This is a genomic window from Corallococcus sp. RDP092CA, from assembly GCF_041903675.1.
Taxonomy (GTDB): Bacteria; Myxococcota; Myxococcia; order Myxococcales; family Myxococcaceae; genus Corallococcus.
The window spans coordinates 77,391-97,073 of the sequence record NZ_JAYESI010000017.1 but is presented as its reverse complement, the minus strand read 5'-3'; the positions used below and the strand labels follow the sequence as shown (position 1 = coordinate 97,073).

Annotated in this window: 17 protein-coding genes; 10 read left to right on the top strand and 7 right to left on the bottom strand. The window is 72.1% G+C overall.

Translation table 11 applies throughout. The features are described 5' to 3' along the window. Window positions 1-193: 193 nt before the first annotated feature. A complete protein-coding gene (gene fabF, locus U8525_RS19465) occupies window positions 194-1,447 on the bottom strand; it encodes a beta-ketoacyl-ACP synthase II (RefSeq protein ID WP_374267764.1) in 1,254 nt (417 codons plus the stop codon). Between the two features lie 79 nt (window positions 1,448-1,526). Here fabF and U8525_RS19460 point away from each other — a divergent pair, with 79 nt between their 5' ends. The 7 genes from U8525_RS19460 to U8525_RS19430 all read left to right on the top strand — a co-directional run bounded on the left by U8525_RS19460 (window position 1,527) and on the right by U8525_RS19430 (window position 7,124). Continuing rightward, window positions 1,527-2,051 (top strand): PaaI family thioesterase, encoded by a 525-nt coding sequence (locus U8525_RS19460; protein ID WP_374267762.1) that lies wholly within the window; start codon window positions 1,527-1,529, stop codon window positions 2,049-2,051. Window positions 2,052-2,056: 5 nt separating this feature from the next. Beyond that, entirely contained in the window at window positions 2,057-2,815 is a 759-nt protein-coding gene (locus U8525_RS19455; protein ID WP_374267761.1) for a TetR/AcrR family transcriptional regulator, read from the top strand. Between the two features lie 114 nt (window positions 2,816-2,929). Beyond that, a complete protein-coding gene (locus tag U8525_RS19450; protein ID WP_374267760.1) occupies window positions 2,930-4,351 on the top strand; it encodes a hypothetical protein in 1,422 nt (473 codons plus the stop codon). A gap of 93 nt (window positions 4,352-4,444) precedes the next feature. Beyond that, window positions 4,445-5,068: a YceI family protein gene (locus tag U8525_RS19445; RefSeq protein ID WP_374267759.1), complete on the top strand. Its 624-nt coding sequence runs from the start codon at window positions 4,445-4,447 to the stop codon at window positions 5,066-5,068. 58 nt (window positions 5,069-5,126) lie between these two features. Continuing rightward, the gene (locus U8525_RS19440; protein ID WP_374267758.1) at window positions 5,127-5,390 is read left to right on the top strand and encodes a hypothetical protein; all 264 of its coding nucleotides are present in this window, start codon (window positions 5,127-5,129) and stop codon (window positions 5,388-5,390) included. Between the two features lie 130 nt (window positions 5,391-5,520). Further along, window positions 5,521-6,369 carry a DUF692 domain-containing protein gene (locus U8525_RS19435; RefSeq protein WP_374267757.1) on the top strand — a complete coding sequence of 283 codons (849 nt, stop codon included), beginning with the start codon at window positions 5,521-5,523 and terminating at the stop codon, window positions 6,367-6,369. Then, window positions 6,366-7,124, top strand: a complete 759-nt coding sequence (locus U8525_RS19430; protein ID WP_374267756.1) for a DUF2063 domain-containing protein — start codon at window positions 6,366-6,368, stop codon at window positions 7,122-7,124. The genes U8525_RS19435 and U8525_RS19430 overlap by 4 nt, the downstream gene beginning before the upstream one ends. Before the next feature lie 22 nt (window positions 7,125-7,146). Here U8525_RS19430 and U8525_RS19425 read toward each other — a convergent pair whose 3' ends face one another. Genes U8525_RS19425 through U8525_RS19410 form a run of 4 tightly spaced genes read right to left on the bottom strand, consistent with a single transcriptional unit; the run spans window position 7,147 to window position 13,062 of the window. Next, entirely contained in the window at window positions 7,147-7,599 is a 453-nt protein-coding gene (locus U8525_RS19425) for a hypothetical protein (RefSeq protein WP_374267755.1), read from the bottom strand. Between the two features lie 44 nt (window positions 7,600-7,643). Next, a complete protein-coding gene (locus tag U8525_RS19420) occupies window positions 7,644-10,649 on the bottom strand; it encodes a tetratricopeptide repeat protein (protein ID WP_374267754.1) in 3,006 nt (1,001 codons plus the stop codon). Between the two features lie 7 nt (window positions 10,650-10,656). Continuing rightward, window positions 10,657-11,448, bottom strand: a complete 792-nt coding sequence (locus U8525_RS19415) for a sigma factor-like helix-turn-helix DNA-binding protein (RefSeq protein ID WP_374267753.1) — start codon at window positions 11,446-11,448, stop codon at window positions 10,657-10,659. Window positions 11,449-11,475: 27 nt separating this feature from the next. Continuing rightward, entirely contained in the window at window positions 11,476-13,062 is a 1,587-nt protein-coding gene (locus tag U8525_RS19410) for a C39 family peptidase (protein ID WP_374267752.1), read from the bottom strand. Between the two features lie 594 nt (window positions 13,063-13,656). On the opposite strand from U8525_RS19410, the gene U8525_RS19405 reads away from it, so the two are divergent. The 3 genes from U8525_RS19405 to U8525_RS19395 all read left to right on the top strand — a co-directional run bounded on the left by U8525_RS19405 (window position 13,657) and on the right by U8525_RS19395 (window position 16,864). Further along, window positions 13,657-14,220 (top strand): chalcone isomerase family protein, encoded by a 564-nt coding sequence (locus U8525_RS19405; RefSeq protein WP_374267751.1) that lies wholly within the window; start codon window positions 13,657-13,659, stop codon window positions 14,218-14,220. 229 nt (window positions 14,221-14,449) lie between these two features. Then, complete coding sequence (locus U8525_RS19400) at window positions 14,450-16,585, top strand: M13 family metallopeptidase (RefSeq protein WP_374267750.1); 2,136 nt, start codon at window positions 14,450-14,452, stop codon at window positions 16,583-16,585. Between the two features lie 30 nt (window positions 16,586-16,615). Beyond that, entirely contained in the window at window positions 16,616-16,864 is a 249-nt protein-coding gene (locus tag U8525_RS19395; RefSeq protein WP_374267749.1) for a GlsB/YeaQ/YmgE family stress response membrane protein, read from the top strand. Window positions 16,865-16,881: 17 nt separating this feature from the next. Here U8525_RS19395 and U8525_RS19390 read toward each other — a convergent pair whose 3' ends face one another. Next, entirely contained in the window at window positions 16,882-17,916 is a 1,035-nt protein-coding gene (locus U8525_RS19390; RefSeq protein ID WP_374267748.1) for a PA0069 family radical SAM protein, read from the bottom strand. A gap of 50 nt (window positions 17,917-17,966) precedes the next feature. Continuing rightward, window positions 17,967-19,625 (bottom strand): DUF4135 domain-containing protein, encoded by a 1,659-nt coding sequence (locus tag U8525_RS19385; RefSeq protein WP_374267747.1) that lies wholly within the window; start codon window positions 19,623-19,625, stop codon window positions 17,967-17,969. Window positions 19,626-19,683: the final 58 nt, after the last annotated feature.

The following is a 19,683-nucleotide window of genomic DNA, read 5'->3' as shown; positions in this document are numbered from 1 at the left end:
CCGCAGGCGACGCGCGAAGGGTTGACTGCCCCCACCCTGGGCGTACAGGGACGTAATCCCATGTAATCACGGGGCTTTCAGGCACCCCGGGTGTGCGGCGCCGGCGCCCGCGCACCGCGCTGTCAACCCTTGACTGACGCGGCGCGATATCACTGGGGAAAAGTCAGTAAAAGGGCGCCAGATTTTTTACAGATTATGAACGGGGGTCCTGGAGTCGCTGGAAGACGAGCGCGACGTTGGTGCCGCCGAAGCCGAAGGAGTTGCTCATCACGGCGGTCACGCGCGTCTCGCGGGCGGTGTTGGGCACGCAGTCGAGGGGGATGCGCGGGTCCTGGTGCTCCAGGTTGATGGTGGGGGGCAGCACGCCGCGGGTGAGGGCGAGGATGCTGATGACGGCCTCGGCGGCGCCCGCCGCGCCGTTCATGTGGCCCGTCATGGACTTGGTGGAGGAGATGGCCAGCTGCCTCGCCGCGTCGCCGAACACCCTGGCGACGCCCTCCATCTCCAGCACGTCGCCGATGTCCGTGGAGGTCCCGTGGGCGTTGAGGTACCCGATGTCCGCGGGGGCGAGGCGCGCGTCCTTCATGGCGGCCCGCATCGCGCGCTGGGCGCCGTCGTGGCCGGGCGCGGGCGAGGTGACGTGGTAGGCGTCGGAGCTGGCGCCGTAGCCCGTCAGCTCCGCGAGGATGCGGGCCCCCCGGGCGCGGGCGTGCTCGTACTCCTCCAGGATGAGGATGCCCGCGCCTTCAGCGAGCACGAAGCCGTCGCGGTCCCTGTCGAACGGGCGGCTCGCGGCCTGGGGGGCGTCGTTGCGGTTGGACAGGGCCTTCATCGCGGCGAAGCCGCCCACGCCCAGCATGGAGATGGGGGCCTCCGCGCCGCCGGCCAGCGCCACGTCGAACTCGCCGCGCTGGATGCCGCGCATCGCTTCGCCAATGGCGTGGGCGCTGGTGGAGCACGCGGAGTTGGTGGACCAGGACGGGCCCTTGATGCCGTGGCGCATGGAGATGTAGCCGGGCGCCATGTTGATGATCATCTGGAGGATGAAGAAGGAGCTGATGCGGTCCGGCCCCTTCTCCAGCGCCTTGCGGTGGGTCTCCTCCAGGCTGCCGATGCCGCCGATGCCGGAGCCGATGATGGCCGCCACGCGCTCGGCGTTCTCCTCGGTGATGACCAGCCCCGCGTCCGCGATGGCCATGTCCGACGCGGCCACCGCGAACTGCGCGAAGCGGTCCATGCGGCGCACCTCGCGCCGTTCGAGGTAGGCCTCCGGGTCGAAGCCCTTCACCTCGCCGGCGAAGCGGCAGTCGAGCGCGCTCGCGTCGAAGAGGGTGATGGGCCCCACGCCGCTCTTGCCGTTCACCAGCGCGTCCCAGCTTGGCTCCACGCCGATGCCACACGGGCTGATGAGCCCCATTCCCGTCACGACGACGCGCCGCTGTCCCATCGCGAGCTCCTTGACTCCAGGCATTGACCGGGATGGTATTATGACCATCCTTCCATGAGTTCAAGCCCGAGGGAGCCCGATGAGCGAGCAGGCAGGGGATCCGCGCACGCGGACGGTGACGTGGAGGGACCCCCGGGAGGGGGCCTCCGCGGCGAAGAAGCTGTCGGGCCTGGAGTACCTGCGCGCCATCCAGCGCGGTGAGCTGCCGGCGCCGCCCATCGCGGAGCTGATGGGCTTCACGCCGGTGGAGGTGGAGGAGGGGCGGGTGGTGTTCGCCGTGAAGCCGGGCGAGCACCACTACAACCCCATCGGGATGGTGCACGGCGGGCTGGCCGCGACGCTGATGGACTCGGCGATGGGGTGCGCCATCCACACGATGCTGCCGGTGGGCGCGGGCTACACGACGCTGGAGCTGCACGTGAACTACGTGAGGGGCATCGCGCACGACACGGGGCCGCTGCTGTGCAGGGGCGAGGTCATCCACCTGGGCGGCCGCGTGGCGACGGCGCAGGGGCGGCTGGTGGACGAGCAGGGCACGCTCTACGCGCACGGCACCACGACGTGCATGGTGTTCCGGCCGCCGGGCGCGGCCGGCAAGGAGTAGGGGCGATGCGCTACACCGCCGAGCACAAGCAGGCCACGCACGCGCGCATCCTCGCGGCGGCGGAGCGGCTGTTCCGCGCGGAGGGCTTCAGCGGCGCGAGCGTGGAGCGGGTGATGCGGGCCGCGGGCCTGACGGTGGGCGGCTTCTACGCGCACTTCGCCTCCAAGGAGGCGCTGCTCGCGGAGTCGCTGCGCGCCTTCATGCAGGCGCGCAGGACGCGTTGGCTCGAGGGGTTGGGGGAGGTGCGGGGGACGGAGTTCCTGGAGCGCTTCGCGCGGCGCTACCTGGGGCAGTACGACCGGGACACGGGGGACACCACGTGCATGATGCCGTCGCTCCTGTCGGACCTGACGCGCGCCACGCCGGAGGTCCAGGCCGCGTTCGGAGAGGGGCTGGAGGACCTGGTGGGCGAGGCCCAGGCGCAGGTGCCCGCGCGCGAGGGCGCGACGCCGCGCCAGCAGATGCTGGCGACGGTGGCGCTGTGCTTCGGCGCGATGACGCTCGCCCGGGCCACCGCGACGCAGCCGCTGGCGGAGGAGATCCTGGACGCGGCGCGCGCGCTGCTCATCGCGGGTGCGCCCGGGGGGGAGGGGAGCGCCAGGAACGACTCACCCCGCACGGCTCACGCGCGCGCGGCGGCGCCCCGGCGGCTCCCCGCCTCGCGCAAGGAGGCGCCTTCCCGGAAGCGCCGTGTCGGCGCCATCGCGGGGGCGGGGAGCGCTCCCGCGCGCCGGGTCCGCTCGGCGCGGAAGAAGCCTCTCTAGGCGGACGTCCCGCCGGCGCGACCTCCAGCGCTCCGCATTCCGGGCTGGACGGCATGGGGCCCACCGTGGAGTCCTGTCGCGCGGACCGTGGACCGCGGGGGCAAGGTGGACGCAATGAAGACGACGGTGGTCCGCGCGGGGTGGGTGGGATGCGTGCTCGCGCTGTCCGCGTGCGCTTCCGCGCTGCTCCCGGCCCCCTGGGCCGAGGCCGCTCCCCTCCGCTACGCCGTCGCGTACACGCGTGACTCCACGCCGCGTCTGGACGTGGAGGTCTTCCTGCCTCGGGGGTTCCCGCGCGAGTTCCTCTTCCGGCAGCCAGGGCGGGTGGTGTCCCTGGCCGTCGTGGACGAGGTCGGCACCCGGTTCGAGGTCTTCCCCAGGGACGGCGTGGTGCGGGTGCCCGAAGGGACGCGCGTCATCCGCTACCACTACCCGCTGGCCTCTTCGCCTCGCGGCGGGGGCCGCCACCTGTTCGGAGGCATGGGCGAGGGGGACGCGTGGCACGTGGCCGGCAAGGCCTACCTGCTGACGCCCGCGCGCGTGACGCCTGGGATGCGCGTGGACCTCACCGTGTCCGGCGCGGACGCGCTCCTGCCCTGGAGGCCCGGTGACGCCGGCGTCTATCACCTGCGCGGCGAGGACCTCATCGACGCGGGCTTCCACGCCTTCGGCGGCAGGCGCTGCGAGGCGCACGTCGGCGCGTCCGAGGTGGAGGTCGCGCTGCTGGGCCGCTTCACGCACCTGACGGACGCGGAGGTCTGCGCGTGGCTCGCGCAAGCCGGGCGTGAAGTGCTCACCGTGCGCAAGGCCTTCCCGTATCCGCGCGTCACCGTGCGCGTCGTGCCCGTACCCGGCGAGAGCGCGCCCGGCGTCTTCGGCATGACCCAGTGGAGCGCTCCGCCCAGCATCTCCATCCTCGTGGGCCAGGACGCCACCGCCGCGTCCTTCGCGAAGGACTGGGTCGCCCTCCACGAGATGCTCCACCTCACGCACCCGGCCCTGGTGCCCCGGCAGGCCTGGCTCACCGAGGGGCTCGCCACCTACTACACGGAGCTCGCCCGCGCGCGCTCGGGGCGACAGACGGCCCCGCAGGCCTGGTCCGAGCTGACGGACGGCTTCGCGCGAGGCCGGGCCGCCGCGCGCTCACGCCCCATGAAGGAGGTCATCGCCGAGGAGGGGAACTTCCTGGGCATCTATTGGACCGGCGCGCTCTTCGCGCTCCACCTGGACGTGGAGCTGCGCCGCGTGACGCGGGGCAGGGGCCGCCTGGAGGACGTGCTGGAGCTGCTCGCCACGCGGGGCCCCACGGCGACGCTCGCCCGCTTCGGCGAGGCCGTGGACACGGTCGCGGGCCAGCCGCTCTTCGATGCGCTGCTTGCCCGTCACCTGGAGGCTCCTGCATTCTCTGAAGAGGGAGCTTTGCTTGAAAATCTCGGCGTCAGAATTGACCCAGGCGGCATCACGCTCCATGCTGCGCCGGGCAGTGGGTTGCGTGAGGCGTTGGAGGGCGGGCGAACCCCGGACGACGCGGGGTGAATCTCCGGAATGAGAAGGGGCCGTAACCGATTCCCGGTTGTCGCGTATCGCATGCATCCGCGAGGTTCGCGGCTTCCGTCGATGAGGTCCGCCATGTTCCGCAGCGTCCTGATGCTCGCCGCCACCCTGTCGCTGTCCGCGTCCGCCGCGGAGCCCGCGCCTTCCGAGAAGCACTTCGTCTTCCATGATCCGAACAGCCGCGACACGGTGATGTTCGTGCTGGACGCGCCGCTGGAGGTCATCAACGGCCTGTCCAACCAGGTGACGGGCCGCGTGGACGTGAAGGGGCAGAAGGCCAGCGGCCGCTTCCAGGTGCCGGTGCGCTCCATCAAGACGGGCAACGAGACGCGCGACGGCCACCTGCAGAACGACCGCTGGCTGGACGCGGCGAAGCACCCGGACATCGTCTTCGAGTTCAAGGACGTGGCCCTGCCCGCGCCGCTGGCCAACGCGAAGCCGGTGGTGCTGAAGACGAAGGGCACCTTCACGATTCATGGCGTCACGCGCGAGGAGCCCGTGGAGGTGACGGCCACGTACCTCCAGGAGACCGCCGAGACGAAGAACCGCGCCGCGGGCGAGCTCTTGCGCGTGCGCGCGAAGTTCCAGATCCCCCTGGAGGCCTACGGCATCCAGCGCACCGAGGCGCTGCTGCTGAAGGTGGGCGAGCGGGCCGAGGTCACGGTCGACGCCTGGGGCTCCACGCAGTTCAAGCCATAGTTGTCGTCGTCTGTCTCCCCCGTAGTCACACCCCACGCGGTACGAAAGGAAGCAACACATGAACGTCAAGGCTCTTGCGGCGGTTGTCGGCACCCTGTCCCTCGGCGCGCTGGCCACCGGCTGTGCGTCCAACAAGGCCTCGGAGGGCAAGGTGCACGCCGCTTCGCCGGGCGCGGCGGAGGGCGCCGAGGCCAGCTGCAGCAACAAGCCCGCCGACAGCGCCGCTCCGGCCGCCGCCCCCGCCGCGACCCAGGAGAAGGGCGCCGAGGGCAGCTGCGGCGCCGGTTCCTGCGGCGCCGGCTCCTGCAGCGGCAAGAAGTAGTCCTCCCCCGGGAGGGCCTGCGTGACAGGTCTCCTCCCAGGCTCGCGGGCGGCGGGAAGCGTTCTTCCTGCCGCCCGTGTTGTTTCCACCCGCCGCATCCGCAGTCTCCGACTCCCAGGAGGAGCGCCGCATGCCGTCCCCCCGCTACGCAGACCGCCATGGGTTGAAGCCACTGGGGGCGGGCATCGGGCTGCGCCGAGACTTCTACGAAGCGCTGCCCCGCACGCCGCGCGCGCTGGACTGGGTGGAGATCATCCCGGAGAACTTCCTCACCCTGGGCGGCCGCTCCCAGCGCGCCCTGGACGCGTGCCGCGAGCGCTGGACGCTCCTGCCGCACGGCGTGGGCCTCAACATCGGCGGGCCGGACGCGCTGGACGACGACTACGTCACCCGCTTGGCCGCGCTGGTGAAGCGGCTGGACGCGCCGTTCTTCTCCGACCACCTGTGCTACTCGCGCCTGGGCGGCGTGCACCTGCACGACCTGCTGCCGCTGCCCTTCTCCGAGGCCGCGGTGGAGCACGTGGTGCCGCGCGTGCGCGAGGTGATGGCGCGCGTGGAGCGCCCCTTCCTCCTGGAGAACCCCAGCTACTACGCGGCCATGCCGGGCGGCACGCTGAAGGAGGCGGACTTCCTGCGGCAGGTGGTGGAGGCCGCGGACTGCGGCCTGCTCCTGGACGTGAACAACGTCTGGGTCAACGCGAGGAACCACGGCTATGACCCGCGCGCCTTCGTGGACGCGCTGCCCCTGGAGCGCGTGGTGCAGATCCACCTGGCCGGCCATGACGTGCGCGAGACGGTCCTCATCGACACGCACGGGGACCGCGTCTGCGACGACGTGTGGGCGCTGTATCGCTACACCCTGGAGCGCACCGGCCCGGTGTCCACGCTGATCGAGTGGGACCAGGCCATCCCCTCGCTGGACGCCGTGCTGGACGAGGCGGACCAGGCGCGCGCCGTGCTCGCGGAGGGCGCGCGATGAAGCCGGCGCTGAAGCACTTCTTCGACAGCATGGACGCGTACCTCGCGGGCCCTCCTGGCGCGGAGGGGGTGTCGACGCTGTCCGCGTCGCACCCGGGCTGGGACGTGGACCCGGAGCGCATGGCGCTCTACGGCCAGTTCGTGCGCGGCCACGTGCGCTCCACCCTGGAGAAGCTCTTCCCGCTGACGCGCCGGGCGGCGGCGCCGGAAGCGTGGGACGCGCTGGTGGAGGGCTACACCCGCACGCGGCCCGCGAAGCACCACGAAATCAACCGCCTGGGCGAGGGCTTCGCCCCCTTCGTCGCGGACGTCGCGGCCCCCCGGTCGCTGCCGCCGTTCCTGCCCGCGCTCGCGCGCTTCGAGTGGACGGACTTCGCCGTCTTCGCCTCCGAGGAGGTCATTCCGGAGGCCGTGGAGCGCCTGACGCCCAACCCCACGCTCGCGGTGCTGGAGCAGCCCTACCGGCTCTGCGCCTTCGTGCGGGCCCGGGGCGCGCAGGACGTGCCCGAGGAGGGCCAGGAGCTGGCCCTGCTGTGGCGCCACCCGGAGCGGCTGGTGACCTTCTACATGGAGGCCACGCCGCCCGCGCTGCTGGTGCTGAAGATGGCCGTGGAGGGCCTGTCCGAACAGGCCGTCACCCAGGCCACCGGCATGGCCGCCGCGGAGGTCCACGCGGAGGTGGCGCGCTTCGCCAGGGAGGGGCTGGTGCTGCTCCCCGGGCCGAGCGCGTCGGGCGGCGATCCCCTGGGGGGCTGAGCGCCGCGGCGTCCGCCCCGCGTCAGAGGAAGGATTTCGACTTCTGGCCCGGAGTGGACTTCGCCTCGTCGGAGCCCTTCCCGCCGCCGAGGAGTCTCCGGATGAACCCCCCGGCTCCGTCGGCGACGACGCCGGCCCCTCCGGGCCTGCCGCTGGGGTCCTTGTGGCCCTGGCGGGCGGGGTCGTTGTCCAGGGGGCGGCGGTCCCGGGGCATGAGGCCGCACGTGGCGGTCCCCGGGGACGAGTACATGGCCACCCGGTCCGGATCGAAGCTGTCCACGGAGAGGCCCTGCCCGTTGCCTCCGGACGGATCCCTCCGCGCCTGCTGGTCCTCCGGCGGGACGGCGCGCGCGCCACTGCCAGGGGGCGGCGCCGCGCCATGGCCGGGCGGCCGCGCGTGGACACCCGCGTCCGGTGGGGGCTGGGGCCTGGGGGGAGGGGGAGAGACGGGCTTGAGGCGGGAGAGAAAGCTCATGGCCGCTCCTGAAGGGAAGAGTCTTCCCATTATCCAAGAATTGATCAGCGAGTTGCGGCGGCCGGGGCGGGACGCCGGGACTGCTTCCAATGCAACACATCCTCGGCCCGGGCGTGGTGGGTGGGGCCGGCCTGCTGGAAGGTGGCCAGCGCCTGGTCCGCGAGCGCGAGGGCCTGGGGCCGGTCCTCGCCCGCGTCCCACCGCGCGCGGGCGAGCTCGAACTGGAGCTCCGCGGTGCGCACCGCGCTCCAGCCGAGGGGCTGGATGATGGCCAGGGCGCGCTCGGCGGCCTCGCGGGCCCTCCTCGGCTCCCGCAGGTCCAGGTAGGTCCGGGCCAGCTCCGTCAGGCTGGAGACGAGCATCGCGTGGCCGGGGCCATCGGTGGCCTCGCGCGCGGCCAGCACCTGCTCCAGCTCCGCCGCGGCCTCGCGCGCGTGGCCGGTCCCGCGCAGCACCCGGGCCTGCTCCTCGCGCACGCGCAGGACCGCGTCGCTCCGGGGGCCGGACAGCCGCTCCTGGAGGGCCAGGACCTTCGCGTAGCGCGCCAGGGCCTCCGGCAGCGAGCCCTGCTGCTCCTCCATCTGGGCCAGGTATTCGAGCGACAGGGCGTACTCGACGTGGTCCGCCCCGAACGCCTGGACGGTCAGCGCCAGCGCGCGTTCATGCTCCTGGCGGGCGAGCGCGAACGTGCCCATGGCTTCGTGGAGGCGGCCCAGGTGGTTGTGCAGCCGCAGCGTGTCCAGGTGCGTGTCCCCGAGCATGGCGCTGCGGATCTCCAGGGCCTCCGTGTAGAGGGGCACGACGGACGCGGGCCCCTCCAGGCGCTCGCGGACCTCGCCCATCAGGACCAGCGTGTCCGCGACCGCGGGGTGGCGCGGGCCCAGCCGCTTGCGCTGGATGTCCAGCACCCGCTGGTAGAGCGCCAGGGCCTCGCCGGGCGCGTCCTGGCGCAGCCGCACCCGCGCGAAGTTGGTGAGGCTCTTCGCCGTGTCCGGATGATCCGCGCCCAGGACGCGCTCGCGGATCGCGGCGGCGCGCTGGAAGTGCTGCTGCGCCTGGGGCAGCAGCCCCTCGCCGAAGGCCACCGCGCCCAGGTTGTGCTCGATCTGGGCGTCCACCTCCTCCGCGGGGCCGGTGCGCTCCAGGAGCGCCCGCGCCTGCGCCGCGTGCTCCAGGCCCCGGTCGGCGTGCTCCAACTCGTAGCCCGTCACGAAGACGAGGTCCGCCTCCGAGCGCGCCGCGAGCAGGTCGTTCCGGCCGGCGAGCGCGGCGCGCATGCCCTCGGTCCAGCGCTGCTCCGCCTCCGCGTAGCGGGCCAGCCGCAGCTCGAACCACCCGATGGCGTGCAGGGCCTCCGCCTCCAGGGGCCGGTACGCCAGCTCGCGCGCCACCGCCAGCACCGCCTGCGCGTCCCCCAGGCCCTGGGCGTAGCGCCCCGTCTCCAGCAGCACCTGCGCGCGGGAGAGCCGGGCGCGAGCGTCCGAGAGCTTCGCGGCCACACCAGGGCCCTCCGGCGGCGGCACCACGGCGAGGAGCGACTCCACGCGCGCGCAGTCCGACACGCGCGGCAGCTTCTGCGCGGCCTCGGCCGCCTTCGCCACGAGCGGCGCGTCCGCGTGCTCCAGCACGTCCGCGAACACGCCCAGTGACTGCAGGCGCGAGTCCAGGCACGCCATGCGCAGCGCCAGCACGGACTCCGGCTGCTCCTGCCGCACGCGCGTGGCCTGGCAGGTCCGGACGTAGCCCTCCTCCCAGCTCCGGGCGTAGTCCTCCAGGGCGCGCACGACCGCGTCGGAGGCCTCCTCGGCCAGCGGGCTGCCGGTGGCGGCCAGGGCCTGCTTCACGCCCTCGCCCCGGGCCTTGCTCCAGACGGGCGCCAGGCGCTCGGGCGCGCCGCCGCACGGGTCGGACGCGCTCCGCGACGCGAGCGTGAGCGCCGCCACCGCCGCCAGGGCGCCCGCGCCGAGCGCCACCTGGGTGCGCCTGCGGGGCGGATCCCGCGCCAGCTCCGCCAGCAGCGCGTCCATGGAGGGGTGCCGGTCCGCGGGCGAGACGCTCAGCCCGCGCACCACGGCGCGGCGCACCCAGGCGGGCACGCCGGTCTCCCTGGGCGGGGCCTGGAGGCGGCTGAAGTCCGGAGGCTGGCCCCGCGCGAAGGGGCGGACGCCGAAGAGGGCGCCGTACAGCGCGACGCAGAAGCTGAACTGGTCTCCGCGCGCGTCGCCGGGCTCGCCCTGCCACTGCTCGGGGGGCATGTACGCGGGCGTGCCCATGAGCGTGCCCGTGCGGGTGAGGTCCACCGGCCCGGCGGAGGGCGTCAGGCTGGCCGGGAGCGTGTCCGCGGGCAGCGCCTGGGGGCTGTCTGGCAGCCGCGCGAGCCCGAAGTCCGTCACCCGCACGCGGCCCTGCCTGTCCACCAGGACGTTGTCCGGCTTGAAGTCGCGGTGGGTGAGGTGCGCCGCGTGGGCCGCCGCCAGGCCCTGGCCCGCCTGCTGGTACGCCGCCAGCACCTCGCGCCACGTGCGCGGCTGCTCCTGGATCCACTGGCGCAGCGTGCGGCCCTCGACGAACTCCATGGCCATGAAGAGCCGGCCGTCCACCGTGCCCACGTCGAAGACGGTGATGACGTTCGGGTGCGACAGCCGCGCCACCGCCTGCGCCTCGCGCAGCAGCCGCTGCTCCAGCTCCCGCGCGCCGGTGCCCTGGATCGAGTGCACCAGCTTCAGCGCCACCTTGCGGTCGAGCTGCGGGTCATACGCGCTCAGCACCACGCCCATGCCGCCGGCGCCCACCCGGTCGATGACGACGTAGCGGCCCAGCACGGTGCCGCGCTGGAGCTCCGCGTCGGGGACGCGGGGCCGGCCCGTGTCGGGGCGCTCCGGCGCCCGCGCGTCCGGCAGGGTGGAGGGCTCGCTGCCCCGCGCCGCCTCGGCCACGAGCGCGAGGCACGTGGAGCACGCGTCCACGTGCGCCTCCACGAGGCGCGCCTGCGCGGCGTCGAGCGAGCGCGCGCAGTAGGCCAGGAGGATGTTCTCGTCGGGGCAGGACATGGCGGCCTCAGCGCAGCAGGTGTCGCACGCTCAGGTCCAGGCCGCTCAGGAGCGACAGGGCCAGGCTGTGGAGTTCTGGATCCTCGACGTCCAGCCGGCGGCGCAGCTCGGCGTGCGTCCTCTCGGTGAGCGCGTCGCGCGCGGCCTTCAGCCAGCGCGTCATGGTGGCGCGGCTCACCCCGTACACCCGCCCGATGTCCTCCACGCCCACGTCCTCCACCAGGTGCAGCCGCAGGAAGGTGCGCTGGCGCGGCTCCAGCGCCGCGAGCGCCGCGGCGATGGACGCCTCGATGTCCGCGTGGTGGCGGTGCTTGAGCGCCGCGAAGGACGCGTCCCCGGCGGGCAGCAGCGTGGGGAGCAGCGCGTCGGTGGGGCGCGCGGCGCGCTCGCGCAGCTCGGTCATCGCCAGGCGCAGCGCGGCGGTGCGCACCCACGCCTCCAGGGGGCCCCGGCCGTCGTACTCCGCCATGCGCGGAGGCCCGTCCGGCCGGGGCAGCAGCAGCCGCTCCCGCAGCCTCTGTAGCGCCTCGTCCACCACGTCCGGGGCGATGCCCCGGCGGCCCAGGGCCTGGCGCGCGGCGGGGATGTGCTGGCGCTCGAAGTGGGCGAGCGCCTCGGGCAGTCCCCGCGCGCAGGCGCACGCCAGGAACAGGTCCTCCCCGTGCGGCACCGGGGCGCCGCCGGCGGCCGCCGTCCGCTCCCCGAGGTGGGCGAGGAAGTCCTCGCGCGTGAGCGCCACCCCGGGCCACGCGGCGCGGGCCCGGAGGTAGATGGCGTCGGCGGGGGCGGACGGCTCCATGGGGCGGGGAGTCTATCCGGAAGCGGCCTACCCGATGCCGAGCTGGCGGCGCACCTCGGCCGCGTAGTCGTACACCTGCCGGACGTACAGGTCGGAGTCGTTCTCCGACGGCGGCGCGTAGCGGTTGACCAGCGCCGTCCAGTCGCCGCTGTCCAGCTCGGTCCGGTAGTGCGTCCCCAGCAGCTTGAAGTACGCCTCGATGCCCTGCTCCAGCGTGGGCCAGCCCGCGAAGCTGCCGTAGGCGCCCGGGGACGAGAAGGCCTCGTAGGCGCCCTCCTGGCCCACGAACTTGATGTTACCCGGGTTGTTGGCCGCGACGGACGCGCCCGCGCTGCCCCACTGCGACTCCTTCCACAGCATCGCGAGCGCCAGGTCGATGGGCACGTCGTACTTCTCCGCCATGCGCATCAGGAACTCGCCCTGCCCCGCGAAGCCGGACTCCGCGAGCGACATGGCGCCCGGCGCCAGCCGCACGGACTCCAGCGCCTGCCCTTGCGCCGTGACGTCCGTCGACGGCGCGTCGGTGGTGGCCACGCCCGGGGGCGGGTGGATGGCGACGGAGAAGCCGCCGTACTGGTGCTCCCCGAGGAAGCGCTGGAGCTCCGAGGGCGTCAGCTCCGTCACGGTGCTGGACGGGTCATGCACGATGAAGTTGCCCTCGGGCGTCATCCCCGTGACGGCGATCCAGTGCCCGCCGCTGAAGCTGCCGGAGGTGAACGGCGGCGATTCGTTCTGGAGCATGACGTGGCTCTCGCCGTTGACGGCCACCAGGTTGCCGGCCGCGAGCTGCTGCTGGATCCAGCCCACGTCCGTCCCCGCGTTGACCTCCGACGAGAGGCCGTTGTTCGCGGCCATCTGCTGGATGTCCGCGTAGCCCACGCCCGCCGACGTGATGCCCACGCCCTGGCCCAGCTGGTTGATGAACGCGCCGTCGGACAGGTCCGTGCCGATGCCGTAGCCCTTGAGGATCATCGCCATCGTGGTGGGGCCGCAGTTGGACTGCTGGTTCCAGTCGTCCTCGGTCCCTTCGGAGGACATCTGCTTGATGGACGGCACGGGGTAGCGCTCTCCGGGACGCGCCGTGCCGCCGGAGCTTCCCGGCGTGGTCGGACCGCCCGCCGGCGGAGTGCCCGGCGTGCCCGCTGGCGCGCCCGGGGAGCCGACAGACGGGGTCCCCGCCGGCGTCCCTGGCGAGCCGCCGGGCGTGCCCGTCGGGGCGCCGGGGACGGCGGGGAGCTGGAGCGTCTCGCCCGAGATGATCAGGTCCGGGTTGGTGAGCCCGTTGAGCTGGACGATCTGGTTCGCGATGGCCTCCACCGGCCCCGGCACGCCCTGCTGCATCAGGTTCCACGCGATGTCGCCCACGGTGTCGCCCGGCTGGATGGTGTAGGTCGTCGTGGCTGGAGCCGCCGGTGGGAGGGCGTCGCGCAGGGCCTCCCCGGCGGCCCGCGCCGCGTTGCCGAGGGCGACCCGCTGGCCCAGGGCCTCGCCCGCGGAGCGCAGCCGCTCGCGAGCCACGGCGCGCCGGAGGGCGTCACCCAGCTCCGCCGGGGAAGGCCGCTCCTGCCGCTCGCGATACGCCTCCGCCGCCTCCTTGAGCTTCGAGCGCAGCACGGCCTCGCGCAGGTCCTCCACGGAGGGAGGGGCCGCGGGAGGCCTGCCGGGCCCGTTGGGCTCAAAGCCATCCGGCGCGCGACGGGCGCCGGAAGTCCCCCCCGCGGGGCGCGGAGCGGGGGGCGCTGAGGGGACGGGGCGGGAAGGGCGGGGAGGAACCAGGGAAGGAAGGAGAGAGCGGATGGTCATTTCAAACTCCGAAGCCAGCGTTTGAAATGTTTGTCGATGAAATGCGAATTGTTGTTTCGTGCCTCCGGGGCGATTTGGAGGAGCGGTGGCGGGGCTTGAATCCCAAGTGAATTCAGTGGCTTGGGAGAAAGTGAGGCCGGAAATGAGCCACTAATCCACCCCGCGCCGTCTCCCTGTCGGGAGAGGTGAAACAGTGTTTCATCGGGTGTCTGTATTTGATTGGAACCCGGGGCCGGACGCGCCCTCCGGGGTGGGGCGCGCGGGGCCGGGGCCGCGAGGAACGTCGTCTTCCGAGCGGTTTCGCCGCGGCACGTCAAGGCGCGAGCGTGCTTCGCGGATCCTTTCGTGAAGACGCATGGCTAGGTTTGCGTCCAACATCGCGCAGGAACCCACCGGAGGATTTCCATGAAGAAGACGCTGACCGCCGTGCTGCTGTCGTTGACCCTCGCCGCGCCCGTGATGGCCAAGGAGATCGCGGGGGTGAAGTACCCGGATACCGCCACCGTGGCCGGCAAGGAGCTGAAGCTCAACGGCGTGGGCCTGCGCAAGAAGGCCATCTTCAAGGTCTACACCCTGGGCCTCTACGTGGAGCACCCCACGCAGGACGCCACCGCGCTGCTCAACGCGGACGAGGTCAAGCGCGTGCGCATGTTCATGAAGCGCGACCTCAAGAAGGAGCAGATCACCGAGGCCATCGAGAACGGCTTCAAGAAGAGCGCGGGCGCGAACATGCCCAAGCTCCAGGGGCGCCTGGACAACTTCAAGGCCGCCATCCCCGCGGAGGTGAAGGAGGGCCAGGAGCTGACCCTGACCTACGTCCCCGGCAAGGGCACCACCGTGCAGGTGACCGGCGGCCAGTCCATCGACGTGGAGGGCAAGGACTTCGCGGACGCGCTCTTCTCCGTGTGGCTGGGCAAGGACCCCGTGGACAACGGCCTCAAGGACGGCATCCTCGGCAAGGAGGACTGACCCCGGGCTTCACCCGGCGTCCTTCGCGCGCCCCGCGAGCGTCCCCTCTTCACGCAGAGGGGGCGTCTTCGCGGGGCGCCGTCGTTTTCACGCGCGGCGCCATTGCTTCATCTGGTGGACAGCGGAGGGCGGCCCTGTCACACGCGAGTGACTTGAAGCTGGAATGCCCCCGCGCATCAGGGGTTGATGCGCGCCGGATTCTCACCCCTTGTCCGTGTTGGAGTACGCATTGAAGCGACTGGCCCTGTTCGCCGCCTCCTGTGTCCTTGGCGCCGCCTGCAAGACGGCGGAGCCCACCCCCGAGCCGCCCCAGGCCTCCCCCCCGGCCCCCGTGGCCGCCGCCGCGCCGGCCGCGCCCGCGCCGGAGGCTTCGGAGGTGCCCATGGCCGAGCGCCCCATGCCCCCGGGCCTGGACGCCGCGGTGATGGACCCGTCCGTGAACCCCTGTGACGACTTCTACCAGTACGCCTGCGGCGGCTGGCTGAAGACCACGGAGATCCCCGCCGAGCGCGCGCGCTGGAGCCGGGGCTTCGAGACGGTGGCCGAGCGCAACCAGGCCGTGCTGCGCGACATCCTCACGAAGGCCGCCGAAGGGCAGGGGGAGGGCACCCCGGAAGAGAAGCAGCTGGGGGACTACTACGGCTCCTGCATGGACGAGGCGAAGCTGGAGCAGTCGCTGCCCACGCTGCGCACGTACCTGGCGAAGCTCAACGGCCTGAAGAGCCCGCAGGCGGTCGCCAAGGCGGTGGCGTGGCTGCACGCGCGCGACGTGAACGCGCTCTTCCGCGTCGGGTCGGATCAGGACCAGAAGGACGCCACGCAGGTCATCGCCGTGGTGGACGCCGGGGGCCTGGGCCTGCCGGACCGCGACTACTACCTCAAGCCGGACGTGAAGATGCGCGAGGCGCGCGCCGCCTACCAGGCGCACGTGCAGAAGGTCTTCGAGCTGCTCGGCGACGCGCCCTTCGTGGCCAGCCGCAAGGCCACGGGCATCCTCGCCATCGAGACGCGCCTGGCCAACGCGCGGCTGCCCAAGGACGAGACGCGCGAGCCGGAGAAGGTCTACCACCGGCTGGAGCGCAAGGGCCTGAAGCAACTGGCGCCCGCCTTCCAGTGGGACACGTACTTCGCGGAGGTGGGGCTGCCGCCGGGTGAGGCGCTCAACGTGACGCAGCCGAAGTTCTTCTCGGAGGTGTCCGCGCTGGTGCGCCAGCAGCGCCCCAGCGACATCGGACCGTACCTCTCCTACCACCTGGTGAAGGCCGTCCAGATCGCCCTGCCCAAGGCGCTGCGCGACGAGTTCTTCCGCTTCGAGTCCTCGGTGCTCACCGGCGCGAAGGCGGACCTGGCGCGCTGGAAGAAGTGCGTGGACTCCACCGACGAGGCGCTGCCGCACCCGCTGGCCAAGCCCTTCATCGCGCGCACGTTCGGCGCGGACGGCAAGGCCACCACGCTGGACATGGTCCAGCAGATTGAACAGTCCTTCGAGCGCAACCTGGACACGCTGTCCTGGATGGACGCGGACACCAAGGCCCAGGCGCTGGTGAAGGTGAAGAAGATCACCAACAAGATCGGCTACCCGGACCAGTGGCGCAGCTACGAGGGCCTGGTGGTGAAGCGCGACTCGTTCCTGGACAACCTGCTGGCGGCGGACGCGTTCGAGCAGGCGCGCCAGCTCCGCAAGGTGGGCCAGCCGGTGGACCGGCAGGAGTGGTTCATGTCGCCGCCCACGGTGAACGCCTACTACAACGCGGCCACCAACGAGATCGTGTTCCCGGCGGGCATCCTCCAGCCGCCGTTCTTCGGACGGGACGCGTCCGCGGCGGTGAACTTCGGCGCCATGGGCATGGTGGTGGGCCACGAGATCACCCACGGCTTCGACGACGAGGGCCGCCAGTTCGACGCGGACGGCAACCTGCGCACGTGGTGGACCCCGGCGTCGGACAAGGCCTTCCGCGAGCGCGTGGCCTGCGTGAAGAACCAGTACGATCAGTACACCGCCGTGGACGACGTGAAGGTGAACGGCAAGCTCACCCTGGGCGAGAACGTGGCGGACCTGGGCGGCCTCAAGCTGGCGTACGCGGCCATGGAGGCGTACCTGGCCGGGCACCCCGACCAGGCGGCGAAGGCGAACTCCTACCGCTTCACGCCGGGGCAGCAGTTCTTCCTCGCGCACGCGCAATCGTGGTGCTCGAAGATTCGTAACGAGGCTGCGCGGCAGCGGGCGCTGACGGACTCGCACTCGCCGGCGTTCCTGCGCGTCAGGGGGCCGGACGTGAACCTGCCGCAGTTCCAGCAGGCCTTCTCCTGCCCCGCGGGGTCGCCGATGGTGGCGCCCGCCGCGAACCGTTGTGAGGTGTGGTAGGCCTTCGGGCGCTACCTGGAGGAGGACGACATGAATATCTGCTCGTTGCTGGTGTTGGGCGGTATCGCGGGCTGGCTGGCCAGCATCATCAAGGGCACCAACGCCCGGATGGGGATGTTCGCCAACGTCGTCGCGGGCGTCGTCGGCGCGATGGTGGGCGGCTGGGTGTTCAGGTTCTTCGGCGGCAGCGACGTGACGGGCTTCAACCTGTACTCGCTGCTGGTGGCCACGGTGGGCGCCGTCATCTTCCTCTCCATCCTCCAAGCCATCCGGAGATGACGCCCGGCGGTCGCTGCCTAGAAGAGCGACAGCTGGGGTGAGGTGGAGGGCCGCGCGGGGCGCCGGAAGGTGTCCGGCGCGGCCTCCGTGACGGACGAGGCGCGCATGCCCACCTTGCGCGCCGCCGTCGCGAAGAGCTGGTGGATGGTCTGGGCGTAGAGCCCTTCGCCGCGCATGCGGTGCTTGAAGCGGCCGTCGGTGAGCTGCCCGCCGCGCGTCTCGCGGATGCGGTGCAGCACCCGGTCCGCGCGCAGGGGCAGCTTCGCGCGCAGGCGCTCCTCGAAGACGGCCTGCACGGGGCCGGGGAGCCGCAGCAGCGTGTAGTGCGCGCGCGTGGCGCCGGCCTCGCGCGCGGCGGTGAGGACCCGCGCGATGTCCTCGTCGTTGAGGCCAGGGATGATGGGGGCCACGGACACGGCCACGTCGATGCCGGCCTCCGACAGCTTGCGGACGGTGGCCAGGCGCCGCTTCGGCGTGGCGACGAGCGGCTCCATGGCGCGCGCCAGCTCCTCGTTGTGGAAGGGGAGGCTGAGGCTCACGGACAGCTTCGTCTCCGCTGCGAGCCTCAGGAGCACGTCCAGGTCGCGCTCGATCAGCACGCCCTTGGTGATGATGCCCACGGGGTTGCGGTACTCGGCGCAGACCTCCAGGCACTGGCGGGTGAGCCGGAGCGACGCCTCCAGGGGCTGGTAGCAGTCCGTGACGCCGCTGAAGACGACGGTCTCGCCCTTCCACGACGGGCGGTCGAAGGCCTCGCGCAGCAGCGCCGGCGCGTTGGGTTTGACGACGAGGCGCGTCTCGAAGTCGGTGCCCGCGCCGAAGTCCAGGTACTGGTGCGTGGGGCGCGCGTAGCAGTAGGCGCAGGCGTGGAGGCAGCCGCGGTACGGGTTGACGCTCCAGGAGAAGCACACGTCCGGGCTGTCGTTGCTCGCGATGATGGTGCGGCTGTGGTCCTCCCAGACCTCGAGGCGCGCGGGAGGAATCTCGTCCAGGTACTCCACCGCGGTGCTCGCCCAGGGGTTGGGCGGATTGTCGACGGGCCGGGCCTTCACCTGGCAAGGGTGCGACTGAACGCCTGTCCAGTCAAGGTGCCCGTGCCCGGTCAGAGCAACGGACCACACCCGAGCGTCGTCTCCAGCGCGGTGCGCAGCTTCGTCTTGAGCTGCGGCCGACCCATGGTGCCCCGCAGGGGGTTCAGCTTGGCGCGCACCTCCGTGAGGTTCGCCACCGTCACACCTTGGCCGGTCGCGGTGACGTAGGTGACGCCCTGGGTGCGCAGGGGCGTGAAGAAGTGCTGGCGGTTGTGGGGTTCGAACAGGGCCCCGGGGACCGCGTTGTGGTGGCCGCCGTACCACGTCAGCCATTCGAACAGGCCCTGGCCCATGGCATGGGCCTCCGTCCCCAGGGTGCCGTTCATGTTCTGGGTCATGCCCTCCGCGTGCGCGCGGCACATGTCCGTCGTCATCAGGAGCACGCGCGCCATGGGGGCGATGGCCTGGAACTGGTTGAGCCAGGCGTCCACGCGGCCCGTGTTGAGGGCGGTGACGATGCGGTCCACCTCCTCGCGGATGCCGGCCAGGATTTCGTTGGGGTACGTGGCGGCCTGGACCCAGGCGCCGCCGTGCCCGGTGCTGAAGCCCGCGTTGACCTCCTGCTGGTTGTAGGGCGCGGACACGTTGCTGGCCTGCCACTGTCCCCGGTAGAGGTCGGTGGTGAAGACGCCACCCACCATGCTGTGCGGCGGCGGGGCGATGCGGAGCACCTGGGACAGCGCGGCGTGGGCGATGGGGTTGTCGTTCGGCCCCGGGTAGTTGAAGCCCATCTCCGCGTCGATGAGGTGGGGGCCCTGGGCCGTGGCCATCACGTTTTCGTGATGGAGGTCGGTGATGCCGAACACCGCTGACACCGTGATGAGCCTGCCCAGCTTCCGGAAGTACGCGGGTTGATCCACCAGGGCAATCTGCCGGGTCTTCGCGACCATCTGCATGTAGCCGTACTCACCGAGCGCGTGCGGCTTCGCGACGATGCGGATCGCCGGAAGGTCCGCGTCGAGCGTGGTGAAGAGGCTGTCGGTGTACGGCATCAGGGCGGGGTAGTGCATGCGGCAGACCTGGTACGACTGGGGGTCGCCCATGAGCAGCAGTTGGAAGGTGAGGTCCGACGGCTTGTAGACGACCCGGCCTCCGCAGGAGAACCGCAGCAGCGCGACGCGGTGGCCGGTGTGGTGGGGGTCGCTGCCGGTGACATCCACGTCGGCGAGGGCCCCGGTGATGCCGAAGGCGTTCTGCAGCAGGACGCGGTCCCCCATGACGCGGCTGATCAGCGAGGCGCCGAAGTCCACGTGGGCGCGGACCATGTCCTGGATCATCCGCCAGACGCGGTCTGTCGGCGTCTCCGCGAGCGTCGTCACGGAGCCCAGCGCGTTGCGGCCCAGGCTCCAGGCGAAGCTGAGGGGGCGCAGGTTCCAGGCGTTGTCCATCGCGCCCCACTCCCCGCGCTCGGACAGCCCGGCGGCCGCCGAGCAGGGGCCGTACAGGTCCATCGCCGTGCGGTGGAGGAAGTTGTTCGCCAGCAGGACGCCCGTCAGGTGTTGGAACCCCGCCAGCTTGAGCACGCCCGCCAGTTGATTCACGACCTGCTTGAGCGCGTCCTTGATGAACGGCTTGACCGCGTTCTCGTGCGGGGGCGCACCCTGGATGACCGCTGTCCCCATGAACGTCGTCACTTCGTTCAGCGCGTCGTTGATCTCGGTGTCGTACATGGCGGAGGGGCTCGGGGGCAGGACGGGGACCGTCCACGGGGCGCGCAGTCTAGCTGCC

What these genes read in the sequence shown, in the direction of transcription:
- fabF (WP_374267764.1), bottom strand. Translation starts at nt 1,447, where the DNA reads ATGGGACAGCGGCGCGTCGTCGTGACGGGAATGGGGCTCATCAGCCCG.
- U8525_RS19460 (WP_374267762.1), top strand. Translation starts at nt 1,527, where the DNA reads ATGAGCGAGCAGGCAGGGGATCCGCGCACGCGGACGGTGACGTGGAGG.
- U8525_RS19455 (WP_374267761.1), top strand. Translation starts at nt 2,057, where the DNA reads ATGCGCTACACCGCCGAGCACAAGCAGGCCACGCACGCGCGCATCCTC.
- U8525_RS19450 (WP_374267760.1), top strand. Translation starts at nt 2,930, where the DNA reads ATGAAGACGACGGTGGTCCGCGCGGGGTGGGTGGGATGCGTGCTCGCG.
- U8525_RS19445 (WP_374267759.1), top strand. Translation starts at nt 4,445, where the DNA reads ATGTTCCGCAGCGTCCTGATGCTCGCCGCCACCCTGTCGCTGTCCGCG.
- U8525_RS19440 (WP_374267758.1), top strand. Translation starts at nt 5,127, where the DNA reads ATGAACGTCAAGGCTCTTGCGGCGGTTGTCGGCACCCTGTCCCTCGGC.
- U8525_RS19435 (WP_374267757.1), top strand. Translation starts at nt 5,521, where the DNA reads ATGCCGTCCCCCCGCTACGCAGACCGCCATGGGTTGAAGCCACTGGGG.
- U8525_RS19430 (WP_374267756.1), top strand. Translation starts at nt 6,366, where the DNA reads ATGAAGCCGGCGCTGAAGCACTTCTTCGACAGCATGGACGCGTACCTC.
- U8525_RS19425 (WP_374267755.1), bottom strand. Translation starts at nt 7,599, where the DNA reads ATGAGCTTTCTCTCCCGCCTCAAGCCCGTCTCTCCCCCTCCCCCCAGG.
- U8525_RS19420 (WP_374267754.1), bottom strand. Translation starts at nt 10,649, where the DNA reads ATGTCCTGCCCCGACGAGAACATCCTCCTGGCCTACTGCGCGCGCTCG.
- U8525_RS19415 (WP_374267753.1), bottom strand. Translation starts at nt 11,448, where the DNA reads ATGGAGCCGTCCGCCCCCGCCGACGCCATCTACCTCCGGGCCCGCGCC.
- U8525_RS19405 (WP_374267751.1), top strand. Translation starts at nt 13,657, where the DNA reads ATGAAGAAGACGCTGACCGCCGTGCTGCTGTCGTTGACCCTCGCCGCG.
- U8525_RS19395 (WP_374267749.1), top strand. Translation starts at nt 16,616, where the DNA reads ATGAATATCTGCTCGTTGCTGGTGTTGGGCGGTATCGCGGGCTGGCTG.
- U8525_RS19385 (WP_374267747.1), bottom strand. Translation starts at nt 19,625, where the DNA reads ATGTACGACACCGAGATCAACGACGCGCTGAACGAAGTGACGACGTTC.